Annotated in this window: 15 protein-coding genes and 1 pseudogene; 9 read left to right on the top strand and 7 right to left on the bottom strand. The window is 67.0% G+C overall.

Annotated features, from left to right (window positions below):
* Positions 1–10: 10 nt before the first annotated feature.
* The 7 genes from ACT53T_RS00660 (at position 11) to ACT53T_RS00630 (ending at position 5,747) form a co-directional block, all read left to right on the top strand.
* Positions 11–184 carry a hypothetical protein gene (locus tag ACT53T_RS00660; protein ID WP_018267467.1) on the top strand — a complete coding sequence of 58 codons (174 nt, stop codon included), beginning with the start codon at positions 11–13 and terminating at the stop codon, positions 182–184.
* A gap of 11 nt (positions 185–195) precedes the next feature.
* On the top strand, positions 196–954 hold the full coding sequence (locus tag ACT53T_RS00655; protein WP_476159472.1) for a metal ABC transporter ATP-binding protein: 759 nt from the start codon (positions 196–198) through the stop codon (positions 952–954).
* Positions 944–1,813, top strand: coding sequence for a metal ABC transporter permease (locus ACT53T_RS00650; RefSeq protein WP_018267469.1), 870 nt, complete (start codon positions 944–946; stop codon positions 1,811–1,813). Before ACT53T_RS00655 ends, ACT53T_RS00650 begins: the two co-directional genes overlap by 11 nt.
* A 3-nt stretch (positions 1,814–1,816) precedes the next feature.
* Complete coding sequence (locus ACT53T_RS00645; RefSeq protein WP_476159471.1) at positions 1,817–2,740, top strand: metal ABC transporter substrate-binding protein; 924 nt, start codon at positions 1,817–1,819, stop codon at positions 2,738–2,740.
* A gap of 90 nt (positions 2,741–2,830) precedes the next feature.
* The gene (locus tag ACT53T_RS00640) at positions 2,831–3,367 is read left to right on the top strand and encodes a DUF3617 domain-containing protein (RefSeq protein WP_476159469.1); all 537 of its coding nucleotides are present in this window, start codon (positions 2,831–2,833) and stop codon (positions 3,365–3,367) included.
* 10 nt (positions 3,368–3,377) lie between these two features.
* A complete protein-coding gene (locus tag ACT53T_RS00635; RefSeq protein WP_476159467.1) occupies positions 3,378–4,499 on the top strand; it encodes a CobW family GTP-binding protein in 1,122 nt (373 codons plus the stop codon).
* Between the two features lie 198 nt (positions 4,500–4,697).
* Positions 4,698–5,747: an alpha/beta hydrolase fold domain-containing protein gene (locus ACT53T_RS00630; protein WP_476159466.1), complete on the top strand. Its 1,050-nt coding sequence runs from the start codon at positions 4,698–4,700 to the stop codon at positions 5,745–5,747.
* 12 nt (positions 5,748–5,759) lie between these two features.
* On the opposite strand, the gene ACT53T_RS00625 is transcribed toward ACT53T_RS00630, so the two are convergent.
* The 3 genes from ACT53T_RS00625 to ACT53T_RS00615 form a co-directional block, all read right to left on the bottom strand.
* Entirely contained in the window at positions 5,760–7,382 is a 1,623-nt protein-coding gene (locus ACT53T_RS00625) for an ABC-F family ATP-binding cassette domain-containing protein (RefSeq protein WP_476159465.1), read from the bottom strand.
* A 160-nt stretch (positions 7,383–7,542) separates the two neighbouring features.
* On the bottom strand, positions 7,543–7,950 hold the full coding sequence (locus ACT53T_RS00620) for a bacteriohemerythrin (protein ID WP_036293338.1): 408 nt from the start codon (positions 7,948–7,950) through the stop codon (positions 7,543–7,545).
* Positions 7,951–8,174: 224 nt separating this feature from the next.
* On the bottom strand, positions 8,175–9,230 hold the full coding sequence (locus ACT53T_RS00615; protein ID WP_400765310.1) for a hypothetical protein: 1,056 nt from the start codon (positions 9,228–9,230) through the stop codon (positions 8,175–8,177).
* Between the two features lie 156 nt (positions 9,231–9,386).
* Between ACT53T_RS00615 and ACT53T_RS00610 the strand changes: the two genes are divergently transcribed.
* On the top strand, positions 9,387–9,575 hold the full coding sequence (locus ACT53T_RS00610) for a hypothetical protein (protein WP_476159463.1): 189 nt from the start codon (positions 9,387–9,389) through the stop codon (positions 9,573–9,575).
* A gap of 4 nt (positions 9,576–9,579) precedes the next feature.
* Here ACT53T_RS00610 and ACT53T_RS00605 read toward each other — a convergent pair whose 3' ends face one another.
* The 3 genes from ACT53T_RS00605 to ACT53T_RS00595 all read right to left on the bottom strand — a co-directional run bounded on the left by ACT53T_RS00605 (position 9,580) and on the right by ACT53T_RS00595 (position 14,001).
* Entirely contained in the window at positions 9,580–10,092 is a 513-nt protein-coding gene (locus ACT53T_RS00605; RefSeq protein WP_476159462.1) for a CAP domain-containing protein, read from the bottom strand.
* Positions 10,093–10,142: 50 nt separating this feature from the next.
* Positions 10,143–12,806, bottom strand: coding sequence for a DUF3772 domain-containing protein (locus ACT53T_RS00600; RefSeq protein WP_476159460.1), 2,664 nt, complete (start codon positions 12,804–12,806; stop codon positions 10,143–10,145).
* 61 nt (positions 12,807–12,867) lie between these two features.
* Positions 12,868–14,001, bottom strand: a complete 1,134-nt coding sequence (locus tag ACT53T_RS00595; RefSeq protein ID WP_476159459.1) for a lysine-2,3-aminomutase-like protein — start codon at positions 13,999–14,001, stop codon at positions 12,868–12,870.
* Positions 14,002–14,076: 75 nt separating this feature from the next.
* Here ACT53T_RS00595 and ACT53T_RS00590 point away from each other — a divergent pair.
* Positions 14,077–14,985: pseudogene (locus tag ACT53T_RS00590) on the top strand (acyltransferase family protein); the annotation flags it as partial.
* A gap of 56 nt (positions 14,986–15,041) precedes the next feature.
* Here the strand turns inward: ACT53T_RS00590 and epmA are convergent.
* Positions 15,042–16,079: an EF-P lysine aminoacylase EpmA gene (gene epmA, locus ACT53T_RS00585; protein WP_476159457.1), complete on the bottom strand. Its 1,038-nt coding sequence runs from the start codon at positions 16,077–16,079 to the stop codon at positions 15,042–15,044.
* Positions 16,080–16,101 lie beyond the last annotated feature (22 nt).

Raw genomic sequence — 16,101 nt, 5'->3', positions numbered from 1 at the left:
ACATTCGGAAATGAACCGACAGCAATCGGCTATTTTTCAAAAGGACGCGCTCGCCGCTCACGCGCATGGCGAGCGCGCCGACGATCGCGTCTCCCTGCTGCGCCTTTCGGCGGGCGAGCGGCTTCTCGGCGCCGTCGCGGTGCTGGCGCTGCTCTGGGCCGCCGTCTATTGGGCGCTGAGCTGAAGGCGCGATCGATGAGCGCTGGCGCGATCCGGCTGGAGAATGTGACGCTCGGCTATGAGCGCCGCCCGGCCGTTCATCATCTTTCCGGCGTCGTGGAGGCCAGCGCCGGTCTCGCCGTCTGCGGGCCGAACGGCGCCGGCAAATCCACTCTGCTCAAGGCGCTCGCCGGCCTGCTGCCGCCGCTCGGCGGCCGTATCGTCTATGACGGCCTCGCGCTGCGCGATATCGCCTATCTGCCGCAATCGGCGGAGATCGATCACGCCTTTCCGATCGATGTGCTGGATTTCGTCTCCATGGGCGCGATGCGCCGCATCGGGCTTTTCGGCCGCGTCGGCGCCGGAGAGCGCACGCGCATAGCGGCGGCGCTCGCCGCGGTCGGGCTCGAGGGTTTCGAGGAGCGCGCGATCGGCACGCTCTCCGGCGGCCAGATGCAGCGCGTATTATTCGCGCGGCTGCTGGTGGAGGATTGCCCGGTCATTCTGCTCGACGAGCCTTTCGGCGCCATAGACGCCCGGACCATCGACGATCTGGTGAAGATCATCGCCCGCTGGCGGGAGGAGGGCCGCACGGTCGTCGCGGTTCTGCACGAGCACGACCTCGCCCGCCGCGCCTTTCCGCAGGCGCTGCTGCTGGCGCGCGAGCCGATCTTCTGGGGCGCGACGCGAGAGGCGCTGTCCGAGGCGCATCTCGCGCAGGCGAGCCGCATGGTCGAGGCCTTCGATCGCGACGCCGAGGACTGCCGGCGCGACGAGGCTCCCCATGCTGCATGAGCTCTTCATCGCGCCTTTCGTCGATTATGAATTCATGCGTCGCGCGCTGGTCGGCGCTATCGCTTTGTCGATCTCCGGCTGCCCGCTCGGCGTCTTTCTGATTCTGCGCCGCATGTCGCTCGCCGGCGACGCGCTCTCGCACGCCATTCTGCCGGGCGCGGCGCTCGGCTATCTCGCCTGCGGCCTGTCGCTGCCCGCCATGACCTTCGGCGGCCTGCTCGCCGGCCTCGCCGTCGCCGTGGCGTCGAGCGCGGCGGCGCGCTGGACGGCCCTGCGCGAGGACGCCTCGCTCGCGGCTTTCTATCTCGTCTCGCTGGCGCTCGGCGTCGCGCTCGTCTCGCTCAAGGGCTCGAATGTCGATCTGCTGCATGTGCTGTTCGGCTCCGTGCTGGCGCTCGACGACGCCACGCTGATCTTCCTCGCCGCCATAGCGAGCTTTACTCTGTCGGCGCTCGCGCTCGCCTATCGCGCGCTGGCGCTGGACACTTTCGATCCGCTCTTCGCCCGCCGCGTCAGCCCGCTGGGCGAATGGATTCCCTTCGCCTTTCTGGCGCTGGTGGTGCTCAATCTGGTGGCCGGCTTCCATGCGCTCGGCACGCTGATGGCGGTCGGAATCATCATGCTGCCGGCCGCCTCCGCGCGGCTGTGGACGCAGGACCTCACAAGGGCGCTGCCGCTGGCGGCGGCGATCGGCGCGGCCTCTTCCTATTTCGGCCTCGTCCTGTCCTTCCGCACGGGCCTCGCCGCCGGACCCGTGATCATCCTCATGGCGGGCGGCGCCTATTTCCTCTCTCTGGTTTTCGGCAGGACTGGCGGCCTGATTCGCTTGCGGAGGCCCAAGCGACATTTGGAGGGGTGACGCATGAAATCATCGCGCGCGACGTCCTCGGATTTTCGCCTTCTGTCACGCCGCGCCGCGCTGGCGACGCTCGCGCTCCTCGCCGCGCCGTTGCGCGCCCAGCCGGCGCCGCCTCCGCCGCCGAAGCTGCTGGTCGTCGCCAGCTTTTCCATTCTCGGCGATCTCGTCCGCATCGTCGGCGGCGACCGCATAGAGGTCGCGACCATCGTCGGGCCGAACGGCGACGCCCATGTCTATCAGCCGAGCCCGCAGGACGGCCGCCGTCTCGCCGCGGCCAAGCTCGTTTTCGTCAATGGTCTCGGCTTCGAGGGCTGGATCGATCGACTCGTCGCCGCCTCCAGGACCAAGGCGCGCATCGTCGCCGCGAGCCGCGCCGTCACGCCGCGCAAGGACGGGGAGGGCGTCGACCCGCACGCCTGGCAGGACGTCGCCAATGTCAAAATCTATGTCGCCAACATAAGGGACGCGCTGATCGACGCCGATCCAGACGGCGCCCAGCGCTATAGGGCCAATGCGGCGGAGTATCTTCATGCGCTCGGCGGGCTCGACGCCGAGATCGTCGCGGCGATCGACGCTATTCCGCACGCGCGCCGCCGCGTCGTCTCCACCCATGACGCTTTCGGCTATTTCGCGGCGCGCTATGGCGTGGAGTTCATCGCGCCGCAGGGCGTTTCCACTGACGCCGAGGCGAGCGCGCGCGACCTCGCCCGCATCGTCGATGCGGTGAAAGCGCATAAGGTCGCGGCCGTGTTCCTCGAGAATATCGTCGATCCGCGCTTCGCCCAGCGCATCGCCGCGGAGACGGGAGCCAAGGTCGGCGGCACGCTCTATTCCGACGCGCTCTCCCCGCCGGACGGCCCGGCGCCGAGCTATCTCCGGCTGATGCGCTTCAATGTGAAGCAGCTGACCTCGGCGCTCGCGCCCTGAAGCTCGCGGTCGGCCGACGACTTTCGGCCGGATTTCGGTCTATACTGCTCGCAGGCGCGTTGGCGATCCCGCGCCCCGGAGCCCTGTCCTATGCGATTTCACTTGTCTCTCGGCGCAGCTTTTTGCGTGTTCTGTCTCCCTGTCCTTGCGGCCGTCGCGGATGAGATGCCGCGCCGCAAGCCCGGCCTTTGGCGCATGGAGCATGTCATGGATGGCGCGCCATCGCCGAGCGGCGGGGTGGAAATGTGCATCGACGAGAAGACCGATGATATAATGCGCCAGAACATCGGTGAAAACGGGCCGAAATGCGAGAAGCTGAGCTTCACCCGCGACGGCGACAAATATCGCGTCAGCTCGATCTGCAAGCTCGACAAGTCGGTGACGAAGACGGAAGGCGTTTTCACCGGGAGCTTCGACTCCGCCTATCGCGGCGAGCTCCACATCACTTATACGCCGCCGATCCATAATCTCGCTTCCGCCGATATGGTGCTCGAGGCGAAGTGGCTCGGTCCGTGCAAGCCGGGCCAAAAGCCGGGCGACATCGTCATGCCGGGGCTGCAGGGCGGACAAATGAACATGCAGGAGCTCATGAAGAAGCGCGATCAGCTCCGCAAAGGCGCGCAATAGGAGCAGCCCCTTGACCGACAAGATTCCCGTCACCGTCCTCACCGGCTATCTCGGCGCCGGCAAGACGACTCTTCTCAACCGCATCCTCACCGAGCAGCACGGGCGGCGCTACGCCGTCATCGTCAATGAGTTCGGCGAGATCGGCATAGACAATGACCTCGTCGTCGGCGCCGACGAAGAAATCTTCGAGATGAACAATGGCTGCATCTGCTGCACCGTGCGCGGCGATCTCATCCGCATCATCGAAGGTCTGCTGAAGCGCCGCGGCAAGTTCGACGCGATCATCGTCGAGACCACCGGCGTCGCCGATCCCGCGCCGGTCGCGCAGACTTTCTTCGTTGATCAGGATGTGAAGGAGGCGGCACGGCTCGACGCTGTGGTGACGCTCGCCGACGCCAAATTTCTGGTGCAGCGCTTGGCCGATGCGCCGGAGGCCAAGAATCAGATCGCCTTCGCCGACGTCATCGTGCTGAACAAGACCGATCTCGTGACGCGCGAGGAGCTCGCCGAGGTGGAGGGCCGTATTCGCGCCATCAATCCTTATGCGACTCTGCATCATGCGGTGAAGGCCGGTGTTCCGATTGCGGCGGTGCTGGAGCGCAATGCTTTCGATCTCGATCGCATATTGGAGATAGAGCCGCGCTTCCTCGAGGCCGAGGATCACGATCATCACGATCATGATCACGGCCATCATCACCATGAGCATGAGCATGAGCATGACCACGAGTGCGGGCCGGATTGCGGCCACGATCATCATCACGAGCACGAACATCACGAGCACGCGCATCACGACGATCACGGCCATGGCCTGAAGCATTATCACGATGAGGAGATGGGCTCGGTCTCCATCCTCCACGAGGGCGAGCTCGATCCCAATGTCTTCGTGCCATGGCTCAACGAGTTCGTTCAGCGCGAGGGCGCGGATATTCTGCGCTGCAAGGGCATCGTCGCCTTCACCAACGAGCCGAAGCGCTTCGTCTTCCAGGGCGTGCATATGATCCTGGACGGCGATCTGCAGCGCGACTGGCGCCCCGACGAGAAGCGCAGCGCGCGCCTCGTCTTCATCGGCCGCAAGCTGAAGGAAGAGACGATCCGCGAGAGCTTCGAGACGGAAGTGCTGCGGCGCAAGTGATCTTTCCGCAATTCTGCGTGCGGCGAGGGCGTCTCGCCGCGCGTTTCCTCGCAGGGAGAGCGGGCGCCTCCCCGTCGGCGCCGGCGGGCCATCGGATAGAAACAGTCGTCGCGATCGAGCAAAGAATTAGAAAATCGTTTCGCTCATTCTGGTCCGCTCGAGGCGTGGCGTCGCCCGTCTTCCGATCGGGGTGAGAGGGTGAAGGAATCGCTCGCGCATTGCACAGCGGCGGGCTTGCTGCTGATCGCGCTGCTGCGGCCGACCTCGGGCGCCGATCCGGCCAGCGCCTCCGCTTATGCTTATGTTCCCGAAACATTATCGACCGACGGCAAGCGGCTGCTGGCGAAAATCGGCGGCGATCACGCCATCATTCCCACTCTGCCGGAGCCCGCCGATCACGACGGCTGGGCGCGGCTGCAGGCCGCCGCGGCGGCGGCGCGCGCAGTCGACCTCGCCGCGGTGCGGACGCAAGGAGTGTCCGTCTCGCGGATCGAGACGGACGGCGCCTCCTATTTCGACATTGCTCCGAACGGGCTCGTCGATGACGGATCGGTCGTCGTCTATCTCCATGGCGGCGCCTTCGTGTATTTCGACGCGCGCGGCGCGCTCGAGGGAATGGCCAAGCTCGCGCGCGTCTTTCGCCGTCGCATCGTCGTCGTCGATTATCGCCTCGCGCCGTCGGCGAAATGGCCGCAGATCACCGGAGACGTGGTCGCCGTCGTCAAGCGCCTGCTCGCCGGCGGCGCGCAAATGCGACGCATCGCCATTTTCGGCGACTCCGCCGGCGGCAATCTCGCCGTCGCGACGACGCTGAAAATGCGCGACGAAGGCCTCGGCCTGCCGGCCGCTGTGGCGACCTGGTCGCTGCTGGCCGATTTCCGCAACGCCGCCGACACCCGCGTCACGCTGCGCGACGCCGATCCCATCATGTCCTATGAGCGCCAGATCAAAAACGCCATGCTCGCCTATGCGGATGCGAAGGATTGGACGCATCCTCATGTGTCGCCGGTCTATGGCGATTTCGAGAAAGGCTTTCCGCCGGCTCTGATTCAGGCGGGCACGCGCGAAATTCTGCTCAGCGATTCGGTGCGGCTCTATCAGGCGATCGAGGCGGCGGGCGGGACCGCCAAGCTCGACGTCTATGAAGGAATGCCGCATGTGTTCCAGGGGCAGATTCCGAACGCGCCGGAATCGCGTCTCGCCGTCGCCAAGATGAAGGCCTTTTTCGACCAGCATCTTTCGCGGTGAGCGCGGCTTCGCTCACCCATGCACGCCCGGCGCCTCGCGCCCGGTGCGCGCGACATATTCCGTATAGCCGCCGCCGAACTGCTGCACGCCTTCCGGCGTCACCTCCAGCACGCGATTGGAGAGGGCCGCCAGAAAGCGCCGGTCGTGCGAGACGAACAGCATGGCGCCCTCATAGGCCGCGAGCGCCTCGACCAGCATCTCCTTGGTGCCGAGATCGAGATGGTTGGTCGGCTCGTCCAGCACCAGGAAATTCGGCGGATCAAAGAGCATTTTCGCCATCACCAGCCGCGCCTTCTCGCCGCCGGAGAGCACGCGGCATTTCTTCTCCACATCGTCGCCGGAAAAGCCGAAGCAGCCGGCGAGCGTGCGCAGCGCGCCTTGCCCGGCTTGCGGAAACGCGTCCTCGAGAGATTCGAAGATGCTGCGCTCGCCGTTCAGCAGCTCCATGGCGTGCTGCGCGAAATAGCCCATCTTCACATTGGCGCCGAGCGCCGCCGCGCCTTCGTCCGGCTGCGTCGCGCCGGCGATGAGCTTCAGCAGCGTGGATTTGCCGGCGCCATTGACGCCCATCACGCACCAGCGCTCCTTGCGCCGCACCTGAAAATCCAACCCCTCGTAAATGCTGCGCGAGCCATAGCGCTTGGAGACGCGCGCGAGCGTCGCCACCTCCTCGCCGGAGCGCGGCGCGGGGGCGAATTCGAAGGTCACCGATTGGCGCCGGCGCGGCGGCTCGACGCGCTCGATCTTGTCGAGCTTCTTCACGCGGCTCTGCACCTGCGCGGCGTGCGAGGCGCGCGCCTTGAAGCGCTCGATGAATTTGATCTCCTTGGCGAGCATGGCCTGCTGCCGCTCGAATTGCGCCTGCTGCTGCAATTCATTCTGCGCGCGCTGGCGCTCGTAGAATTCATAATCGCCGGAATAGGAGTTGAGCGAGCCGCCGTCGATCTCGATGATCTTGCCGACGATGCGATTCATGAACTCGCGATCATGCGAGGTCATCAGCAGCGCGCCGGGATAGCCTTTCAAAAATCCTTCGAGCCAGATCAGGCTTTCGATGTCGAGATGGTTGCTCGGCTCGTCGAGCAGCATGGCGTCCGGGCGCATCAGCAGAATGCGCGCCAGCGCGACGCGCATCTTCCAGCCGCCGGAGAGCGCGCCGACGTCGCCGTCCATCATCTCCTGGGAAAAGCCGAGGCCGGCGAGAACCTCGCGCGCGCGGCCGTCCAGCGCATAGCCGTCCAGCTCCTCGAAACGCGCCTGCGCCTCGCCATAGCGCTCGAGGATCGCGTCGAAATTCTCGAGCTGCTCGGGGTCGGCCATGGCGGCCTCCAGCTCGGCGAGCTCGGCGGCGACGGCGCTCACCGGGCCGGCGCCGTCCATCACCTCGGCGACGGCGCTGCGGCCGGCCATCTCGCCGACATCCTGGTTGAAATAGCCGATGGTGACGCCGCGATCGATCGACACCTGACCTTCATCCGGCCGTTCCTGGCCCGCGATCATGCGGAAGAGCGTCGTCTTGCCGGCGCCATTGGGGCCGACGAGGCCGACCTTCTCGCCGGGAAGCAGCGCCGCCGACGTTTCGATGAAGAGGAGCTGCTGGCCGTTCTGCTTGCTAATGTTCTCGAGGCGTATCATGTCCGCGCGCTTATCGGTGAATTGCGCGGGTCTTATGACATAGCGAGGCGGATTCCCGAAACCGGGCCGGCAACCGGCGATTTCCTCCCCCTCGCGCTTCGAGACGCCCGCTGCGCGGGCTCCTCGGCGCGAGGGGGAGGATCATTGCGAGAGCGGAGACTCAGGCCACGCCCTTCTCATTGAGGAAGGAGCCGTAGAGCTTGTCGATTTTCGGAATATGGTCGGTCAGCCAGCCGACGAGAAAGGCCGCCGTGTCGGCGGTCACTTCCGCCTCGCCGGCGTGGAACTTCTTCTGCAGATCGAGCGCGGTGGCGACGAGCTTGTCGTGCTCGGCCTTGTGGCCGGGATAGGCGGGATAGCCATAGGCTTCGAAATTCGCCTCCTCCGAGGCGAAATGCTCGGCCACATAGGCGATGAGCGCGTCGAGATCGCGGCCGACGGCGTCGCGGTCGCCGCTCGCGACGGAATCGCCGAGAACATTCAGCAGACGGAAAATTTCCTGATGCTCTATGTCATGCTTGGAGACGTTGGTGGCGAATTGCTCGGACGACCAGGTGATGAGCGACATGCCTTTTCCTCCATCGAATGATTGGTCCGACCGAGGCGCGCCGCGATCGAACGAGTGATCGCGTAAAGGGCGCGTCGCCGCGCGTCATTGACGAGCGTCAATAAAGGGCGAATTGCCGCTGCGGCATGATGAGGCCTTAGGGGCGTGACCAGAGCGAGCCTCAAAGGCTCGCGGTCCAGGGGCGGCTTTGGACCGCGAGCCTTCAGGCTCGCATCGCGGCGCTGTCACGCCTGCGCTTTGACGGCGTCTTTCCTCTGCTTGCGCCTGCGCTTCTGCTCCAAGACGCCGGGGCGTGCGGAGGCGGCGGCGGCGCGTTCCTTCTCCTGGCGCAGCGAGCCGGTCATGGCGGCGACGAGCCTCTGCGCGGCGCGCGGCGGCGTCGATCGCATCAGCGCGACGAGCGAGCGGATGCGCTCCACATCCGGCGCGGCGCGCTCGGCGCCGAGGAAAATGCGGATCGCCGTGTCCTCGCAGACGCCGAGGGCGAGCAGGGCGAGCGCCAGCGCCTCCCCGCTTTTGTCCATGAGAATGGCGCGCGCGCGCGACTTGCGGCAATCGAGCGCTTCCGCCAGCGCCTCGGCCAGCCCCTCGAAATCGCGGGCGACGGCGCAGGCGTCGATCTCCTCGGCCAGCGCCGGCGCCGGGCGCGCGACATATTCCGGCCCATTCGAGACGAGAGCCTGCGTCGCCGCCTCCAGCAATATGCGCGAGCGCTCGCCGGAATCGGCGGCGAGGAACAGCGCTTCCGGGTCGAGCGCGAGATCGGCGCGGTCCAGCAATATGCGGGCGAGCCGCAGATTGTCGCGCGCCGCCTGCAGCAGCGAGCGCCGCGCCGCCTGATCGAGATGCAGGCGCCGATTGGCGGCGAGGGCGCAGAGCACCTCGCTCTCGCCGCGCGAGGCGAGGCCGGCGATGATCTTGCGTTCCAGCGAGGAGCGGCGGGCGATGGCGACGGCGAGCTCGGCCGAGCCATGCTCGGCCAGCGCGCGCACGAGGCCGGCGTGAATCACCGGCGCATATTCTATGGCGATGCGGGAGACGCGTCCGCCCTTGTCCAAGAGCCGCGCGACGATTCCGCGCGGCGTGTCCGGGTGGCGGCACAATTCCAAAGCCCGCTCGGCGACCACATCGGCGTCGAGCACATCGATGAAGCCTCCGACGAGCGTCTCGAACTGGTCGATATCGGCCGCCGGATGCAGCGGACGCGCGACGAACTGGTCGACGATCTCGCGGAACAGAGCCGCCTCGGCCTTCCGATTTTCGCTTTCGCCTCGTGGCATATACGCACCAATCGCAAACTTAATACACGAACGGCGAATTTAGCGCGTGGACATTGACGCAACATTAACCCTCGGCGGCCCCTAATCGCCCTATCGACCGAACGCGCGATTTGCGCGGTTCATTGCGGGGGCCGGTTCATTGCGGGGGGCGATGAAATGGGCGAGCTCATAGCCTTCTCCTCGAAGGCGCGGCCGGCGCCGCAAGCGCCGCCCGCCGTCGGCGAGGCGCAAATTCTTTTCTTTCTCGGCGTGCGCTATGTGCGGCCGGATGAGGCGGCGACGAAAACGCCGGGCGGCGGCGGCACGGCGACGAGCGGCGGCCGCAAGCGCAAGCGCCGGGCGTGATCCGTCAGTCGGCGAGGATCAAAGCCCAATAGACCTTGTATTTCGCATTGGGCGCATAGGCGGTCGCAATGCCCATGCGCGTCGCTTTCTTCATCAGCAAATTCTTATTGTGCGGCGGCGACTGCCGCCATCCCGAGAACGCCTCGGCGAGCGTGTGATAGCCGGCCGAGACATTCTCCGAGGCGCTGACGCTGCGCATTCCGCGCGCGGTGAGGCGCATGTCCAGCGTTCCGCGCACCTCATGGCTCAGCGAATTGGCGGAGGCCATGGCGCTCGCCTGCGCCTGCGCGGCCTCTTGCAGCGCGGGGTCCAGCGCCAGCGCCGAGAGCCCGTTGTTGCTGCGATAGAGCGAGATCATGTCCCGCGCCGCCTCCACGTCGACGCGCGCATTCGGCGCGGCGAGCGAGCGATAGAAGCTCGGCTGCTCCGGCTCTTTCGGCAGGCGGCTCTCGCTCGTGCAGGAGGCGAGCGCAAGAAGCGCCGCGGCTGGCGCGAGGAAGCGAAGGGAAGGAGACATGCGCTTTCGTCTGTGAGCGAGATGAAGCGGAACGCGCGCGCCTTCTACACTCATTCGCCGGCGACCGCATAGTCCCGCTCGCGCCCGCTCTCCAGCACGCGCGGCGCGGGCGCGAAAGGCTCCAGCCCCATCACCTGCACCACCGCCGGCGCCGGCGCGGGGGCGGAGATCTTCACGCCCGCCTCGGCGAAGCGGCGGTAGATGTCGAAAAGCAGATCGCTCTTCACCCGCGTCGCCTGCTCGACATCCTCGACATAGCACCAGAGCTCGAAGCGAAAGGCGCTCTGCTCCATGGCGAGGAACATCACTTGCGGCGCCGGAATGCGCAGCAGCCCGTCCTGCGCCTTGGCGGCGGCGAGCAGCAGCTCGCGAATCTGCTCGGGATCGACGCCCGAATGCGGAGCGATGGCGATCTTGATGCGGCCGATGCGGTCGTTGCGCAACCAATTCTTAACCACGCCGGAAACGAGATTGGAATTGGGCACGATCATCGTCGCGCGATCGAAGGTCTCGATCTCGGTGGAGCGCACATTGATGCGCTTCACATAGCCCTGCTCGTCGCCGAGCACGACCCAGTCGCCGACGCGGATCGCCCGCTCCCACAGCAGGATGAGGCCGGAGACGAAATTATTGACGATCGATTGCAGGCCGAAGCCGATGCCGACCGAAAGGGCGCCGGCGACGATGGCGAGGCGCTCGAGGCTGAGGCCGAGCTCGGCCAGCGCCACGGAGACGGCGAGAATGAAGCCCGCATAGCCGAGGCTCGCGCCGATGGAATGTCGCAGGCCCATGTCGAGCCGCGTCAGCGGCAGCAGGCGCTGGTCGAGCCAGCGGCGCAGCGCCTTGGTCGCCCCATAGGTGAGCGCGAAGAGGGCGAGCGCCGTCGCCATGCCGGCCGGCGAGATGGTGACCTCGCCGATCTTGAAGCCGGCGAAGGCGGTTTGGAGATTGCCCAGGAAATCGCCGGATTGGAAACCATAGGGGACCAGCGCGACGAAGAGCGCGAAGCCGTAGAGGGCGAGCGTCGCGACGCCGGTCGAGAGCACGGCGAGCTGGCAGAGCGATTCGCTGCGCACGCCGAAGCCGGAGACGAGCGTGCGTCCGAGCGTCGTCTCCGGCTGGAAGAGATGTTTGAGGCCGGTCTCGACAAAGGCGAGCAGCAGATAGAGCGCCGAGCCCACCGCCGCGAGCCAGGCGAGCTGCAGCACCAGGAAATTGGCGAAAGCCACATAGCCCGCCGCCAGCGCGCCCGTGATGACGACGATCTCCACCCAGGCGAGAAGGCGCAGCGCATAGATGCGGTCGCGTCCGTCGAGATCGGCGCCGGGGTCGTCGTCGCATGTCTCATGGCGCGTCGCCACGGTGACGATGAGAAAGACGATGGCGATGAACAAGGCGCCGCCGCCGCGCGTCAGCACGATGACCGGAAGGCTCGCCTGCACGAATTCGGCGATCTGCTCGAGAACGCGCGTCGCCGCGGCGACGAAGCCGACGAGAACCGCGAGATAGAGCAGCCGCAGCGAGAGCCGGTTGCCCAAGCCGACGAGCCGCCATTGCGGCAGGCCCGGCGCCAGCAGCCCGCGCGCCAGCCCCAGGGAGACCGCGACGAAAGTCACCGATTCGGACAGACGCCGACCGAGCGGGGCGAGAACGGCGTCCTCGAGCTGAAAAGCGTCGAGCGCCAGAGCGATGGCCGCGACGATGGCGATCGGCAGCGCCGCGGTCACAATGGTCGTCGTCACCGCCGCCGTGGCCTTGTGGAATTGGTCCGGCGCCTCGATCGTGGCCTCGCGCTTCGCGAAACGGCGGGCGAACAAGGTCGCCGGGACGGCGAGCAGCAGCACGAAAAATATCGTCGCCAGAAAGCTCTCGAGCTGCCCATTGCGCAGCCGCGCCGAGACGGCCTCGGCGCGCTGCTCCAGCAGCAGGCCGAAGATCTTGGCGTCATAGGGCAGCTCTTGCAGAGCGGCGCTCCACAGCGCCGGGGAGAACAGACCGCTGGTGCGCAGGAACAAGGTCTTGGCGAAGAGCGCCCGTTGCCGCGCGCGGATCACCAGAGCGGTCTGCCGCGTCTCGATCGACAGCGCCCGCGCGCGCTTCAGCGTCGCGTCCACCTCCTCATAGAGCTTTTTCTGCTCGGCGAATTCGGCGTTGACGCTCGCCGTCGCCAGCGAGCCGCTATCCACCGCCGGAGCGGGGGCAGGGGCAGGGGCGGGCGTGGGGATGGCCGTGGGCAGGGAGCGCGTCTCGGCCGAGGCTCTGGCGATGACCGCTCTGCCATTGCCGGGCGCGCGCGCGCCTTTGCCGGGGGCGGGCTCCTCCTTCTTGGGCGGCGCCTCGGCCGGCGTCGGAGGCGGCGCGGCGGCGGGAGCCTCCTTCGTCTCGCCGGCGGGCTTGGCCGGGCCGGACAGCTCGTCGAGCCGCGCCTGCAAGGCGGCGAGACGCGGCGTCAGCCGGTCGATCACATCCTGAAGCTCGGCCGGCAGCGTATCGACGCGATCGCGCAGGCTCTTGAGCGTGGCGTCATTGAGCGAGGGATCGGCGAGGGCGGTCTCCACTTCCTCGAGTGTCGCGCGGGCGGCGTCGAGCCGCGCATTGAACTGCTCGAGCGTGGAAGAGGGCTCCGCGGCGACAGCGGCGCCGGCGAAGAAGAGGACGAGGCAGAGGGCGAGAAACCGGCGCAAGGCGAAGCTTTCGTTGATGAGACGAGCCATATACGCGCAATGAGACGAACAATTTGCCAATCTTGCGGCGACGCCGCCAGCGGGGCGGCGGCTATCGGTCGCGATCTTGCGCCGGATAGGGCCTTCGCTCTCCCGCGCGGTCGCGGACGAGCCAGCCGCCGTCCACGTCGCGTTCGATGTGGGATTGCTGAAGCGGAACCTTACCGTAGCCGCCCGGAATGTCGAGAACGTAAGAAGGAAGCGCGACGCCGGAGACCCGGCGCGCCAGCTCCGCATAGAGCGCCTGCCCGCGCTCCAGCGAGAGGCGGAAATGGCCGGTGCCCGGCGCGAGATCGGGATGGTGCAGATAATAGGGCTTGATCTGCGCCGTCACCAAAGCGCGCATCAGCTGCTCGAGCGTGTCGGCGGAATCGTTGACGCCGGCGAGCAGCACGGTCTGCGCCAGTGTCGAAACGCCCGCCCGTTGGATGCCGGCCACGGCCTCCCGCGCCGCGGCGGACAGCTCGCGGGCGTGATTGACGTGCAGCACCATATAGACGGCCTTGCCGCTCGCCTTCAGCGCCGCCAGCCGCTCCTGCGTGACGAGGCGCGGCGCGGCGGTCGGCGCGCGCGTGTGGATGCGCAGCACGGCGACATGCGGAATGGCGGCGAGCTTTTCGGCGACCATGCGCAGCCGCCGGGCCGAGAGCGCCAGCGGATCGCCGCCGGTCAGAATGACCTCGAAAATCTGCGGCCGCTCCGCGACATAGGCGAGCGCTTTGTCCACGGCCTCGTCGGAGAGCATGGCGCCCTTGCCGAGACCCACCGTCTCGCGGCGAAAGCAGAAGCGGCAATAGACCGGGCAAACCGAGAGCAGCTTCAGCAGCACGCGATCGGGATAGCGATGCACCAGCCCTTCCACCGGGCTGAAGGCGTCGTCGCCGATCGGATCGGCCCGCTCCTCCGGGCGCGTCTCCAGCTCGCGCAGGTCGGGCAGAAATTGCCGGGCGATCGGGTCCGCCGGATCGGCCCTGTCGATCAGCGCGGCGATTTCCGGCGTCACGGCGACGCTATAGCGCGCCTCGACGGCCGCCAGCGCCGCCGCTCGCGCCGGCTCCACCAGCCCGGCGGCGGCGAGATCGGCCACGGAGGTCGCGGTCGCGGCGCGCGGCGCGCCGGAGCCCCGGGGCTCCAGAATCGTGTCGTCGCTCCGCTCCAGGCGATAACGGGCGCTGTCCTCGGTCATCGGGCCGCTTATAGTGGCATAACCGCATGCGGCAACGGATTTCGCAGCGGGCTCGCCGCCGCCGACAGGAAGACTATGCCCGTCACCACCCAAAGCGCGCCATGGGAGATTCTGGCGCTGCTGCGCTTCTTCCTCGCCTTCGTGGTCCTCTCCGGGCACTTGAGCTGGTATCCGGCGGCCTCTGGCGGCTTTGTCGAGACATTCGACGATTTCGGCGGCAAGGCCGCGGTGCTCGGCTTTCTGCTGATGTCCGGCTTTTCCATCTCCGCCTCGCTGGAGCGGCAGGCGAGCGGCTTCTATCTCCGGCGCTTGCTGCGCATCTATCCGCTCTATCTCGGCGCGGTGGCGCTGTCACTTCTGGTCGAGGCCGCCACTCACGGCCATGTCCAGATCGGCGGCTTCTCGATCGAGGGCGAGAAATATCCGGCCGCGCTCGGCAATCTGTTTTTCCTGCAGGCTTTTTTCGTGCGGCCTCTGCAATTCGACGGGCCGCTGTGGTCGCTGGCGATAGAGGTCTTCTATTATCTGCTCGCGCCCGTCTTCCGGCGCCTCGAGCAAAAGCGCCTGCTCGCGCTGATGGCTCTGTCCCTCTTCTGCTTTCTGCTGCCGCGCGGCGCCGATTTCGGCCTCGCCTATCGGGCGCTGCTCAAATCCAATGCGCTGGATTATCTCTGGTGCTGGCTGCTCGGCTTTCTTCTGTGGCGGGAGCGATCCGTCGCAACGCTCGGCTTCGCCATCCTCGGCGCGGCGGCGGTGCGCTTCGGGCCGATGACGCCGGAGCCCTTGGCCGTCATCACTTTTCTCGCGCCGCTCGCCGCGCTTCTCCTTCGCGGCAGGATCGCCTTTCCGCAGCGGCTGCACGGAGTGGCCGCCTATCTCGGGGCCTTCTCCTACCCGCTCTATCTCTTCCATTTTCCGGCGATGATCATGGGCTATGCGGTCTTCGGCCTACGCGCGCCGGAGGCGCTGCTGGCCCTCGCGCTGGCGACGGCGCTGCTCGCATTCCACGCCATCGATCGGCAGCGAGAAAGGCGCGGCGGCTACGTCCCCTTTTCCGCCACCGGCGTCCACAAGACCTGCTCGATGCGCTCCGCCCCACTGGCCAGCATCGCCAGCCGATCGAAGCCGAGCGCTATGCCGCTGGCCGGCGGCATATGGGCCAGCGCTTCGAGGAAATCCTCATCCACCGGATAGCGGTCGCCATAGATGCGGGCGCGCTTCTCCATCTGCTCCTCGAAGCGGCGGCGCTGCTCGGCCGGGTCGGTCAGCTCGCCGAAGCCATTGGCGAGCTCCACCCCGCAGGCGAAGAGCTCGAAACGCTCGGCGAAACGCGGGTCGTCGGCCTTGGGCCGGGCCAGCGCGGCCTCGCTCGCCGGATAGTCGCAGAGCAGCGTCGCGCGCGCCCGGCCGAGCTGCGGCTCCACTTTCTCGGAGAGAATCTTGCTGAAGAGGTCCGACCAATCATCGTCCTCGGCCACGCGTATCCCGTCCAGCGCGGCGGCGCGGGCGAGGCCGTCGCGGTCGCCGAGCAGGGCGGCGAGGTCCATGCCGGCGTAGCGGTCGAAGGCCTCGCGGCAGGAGATCGCTTCCGGCTCCTCATAAGGATCGACGCTCGCGCCCCTATAGGCGAATCGCTCGACGCCGAGCGCCTCGGCCGCGGCGGCGAGCAAGCCGGCGCAATCCTCCATCAGCCGCTCCGGCGGCTCATGCGCCCTATACCATTCCAGCATGGTGAACTCGGGATGGTGGAGGGCGCTGCGCTCGCGGTTGCGGAACACGCGGGCGAAGGTGAAGATGCGCTCCTCCCCCGCCGCCAGCAGCTTTTTGCAGGAAAATTCCGGCGACGTATGGAGATAGAGCCGGCTCGCCTCACCCGCGTCGGAGACGAGATCGACGCCGAAAGCCGATATATGCGTCTCATTGCCCGGCGAGAGCTGAAGGGCCGCCGTCTCCACCTCGGCGAAGCCTTGGGCGGAGAAAAACTGCCTCAGGGCGGCGGCGATCCGCGCGCGAGCCTTGAGAAATGGCTTGCGATCGGCGTAAACATCCCTGGCCCACCAGGGCGACACTCGCGTCATTCGTCGGGCCATCCATGGGTTC

Source organism: Methylosinus sp. DMC45 (assembly GCF_056313885.1).
This window is presented reverse-complemented; position numbering and strand designations above follow the sequence as displayed.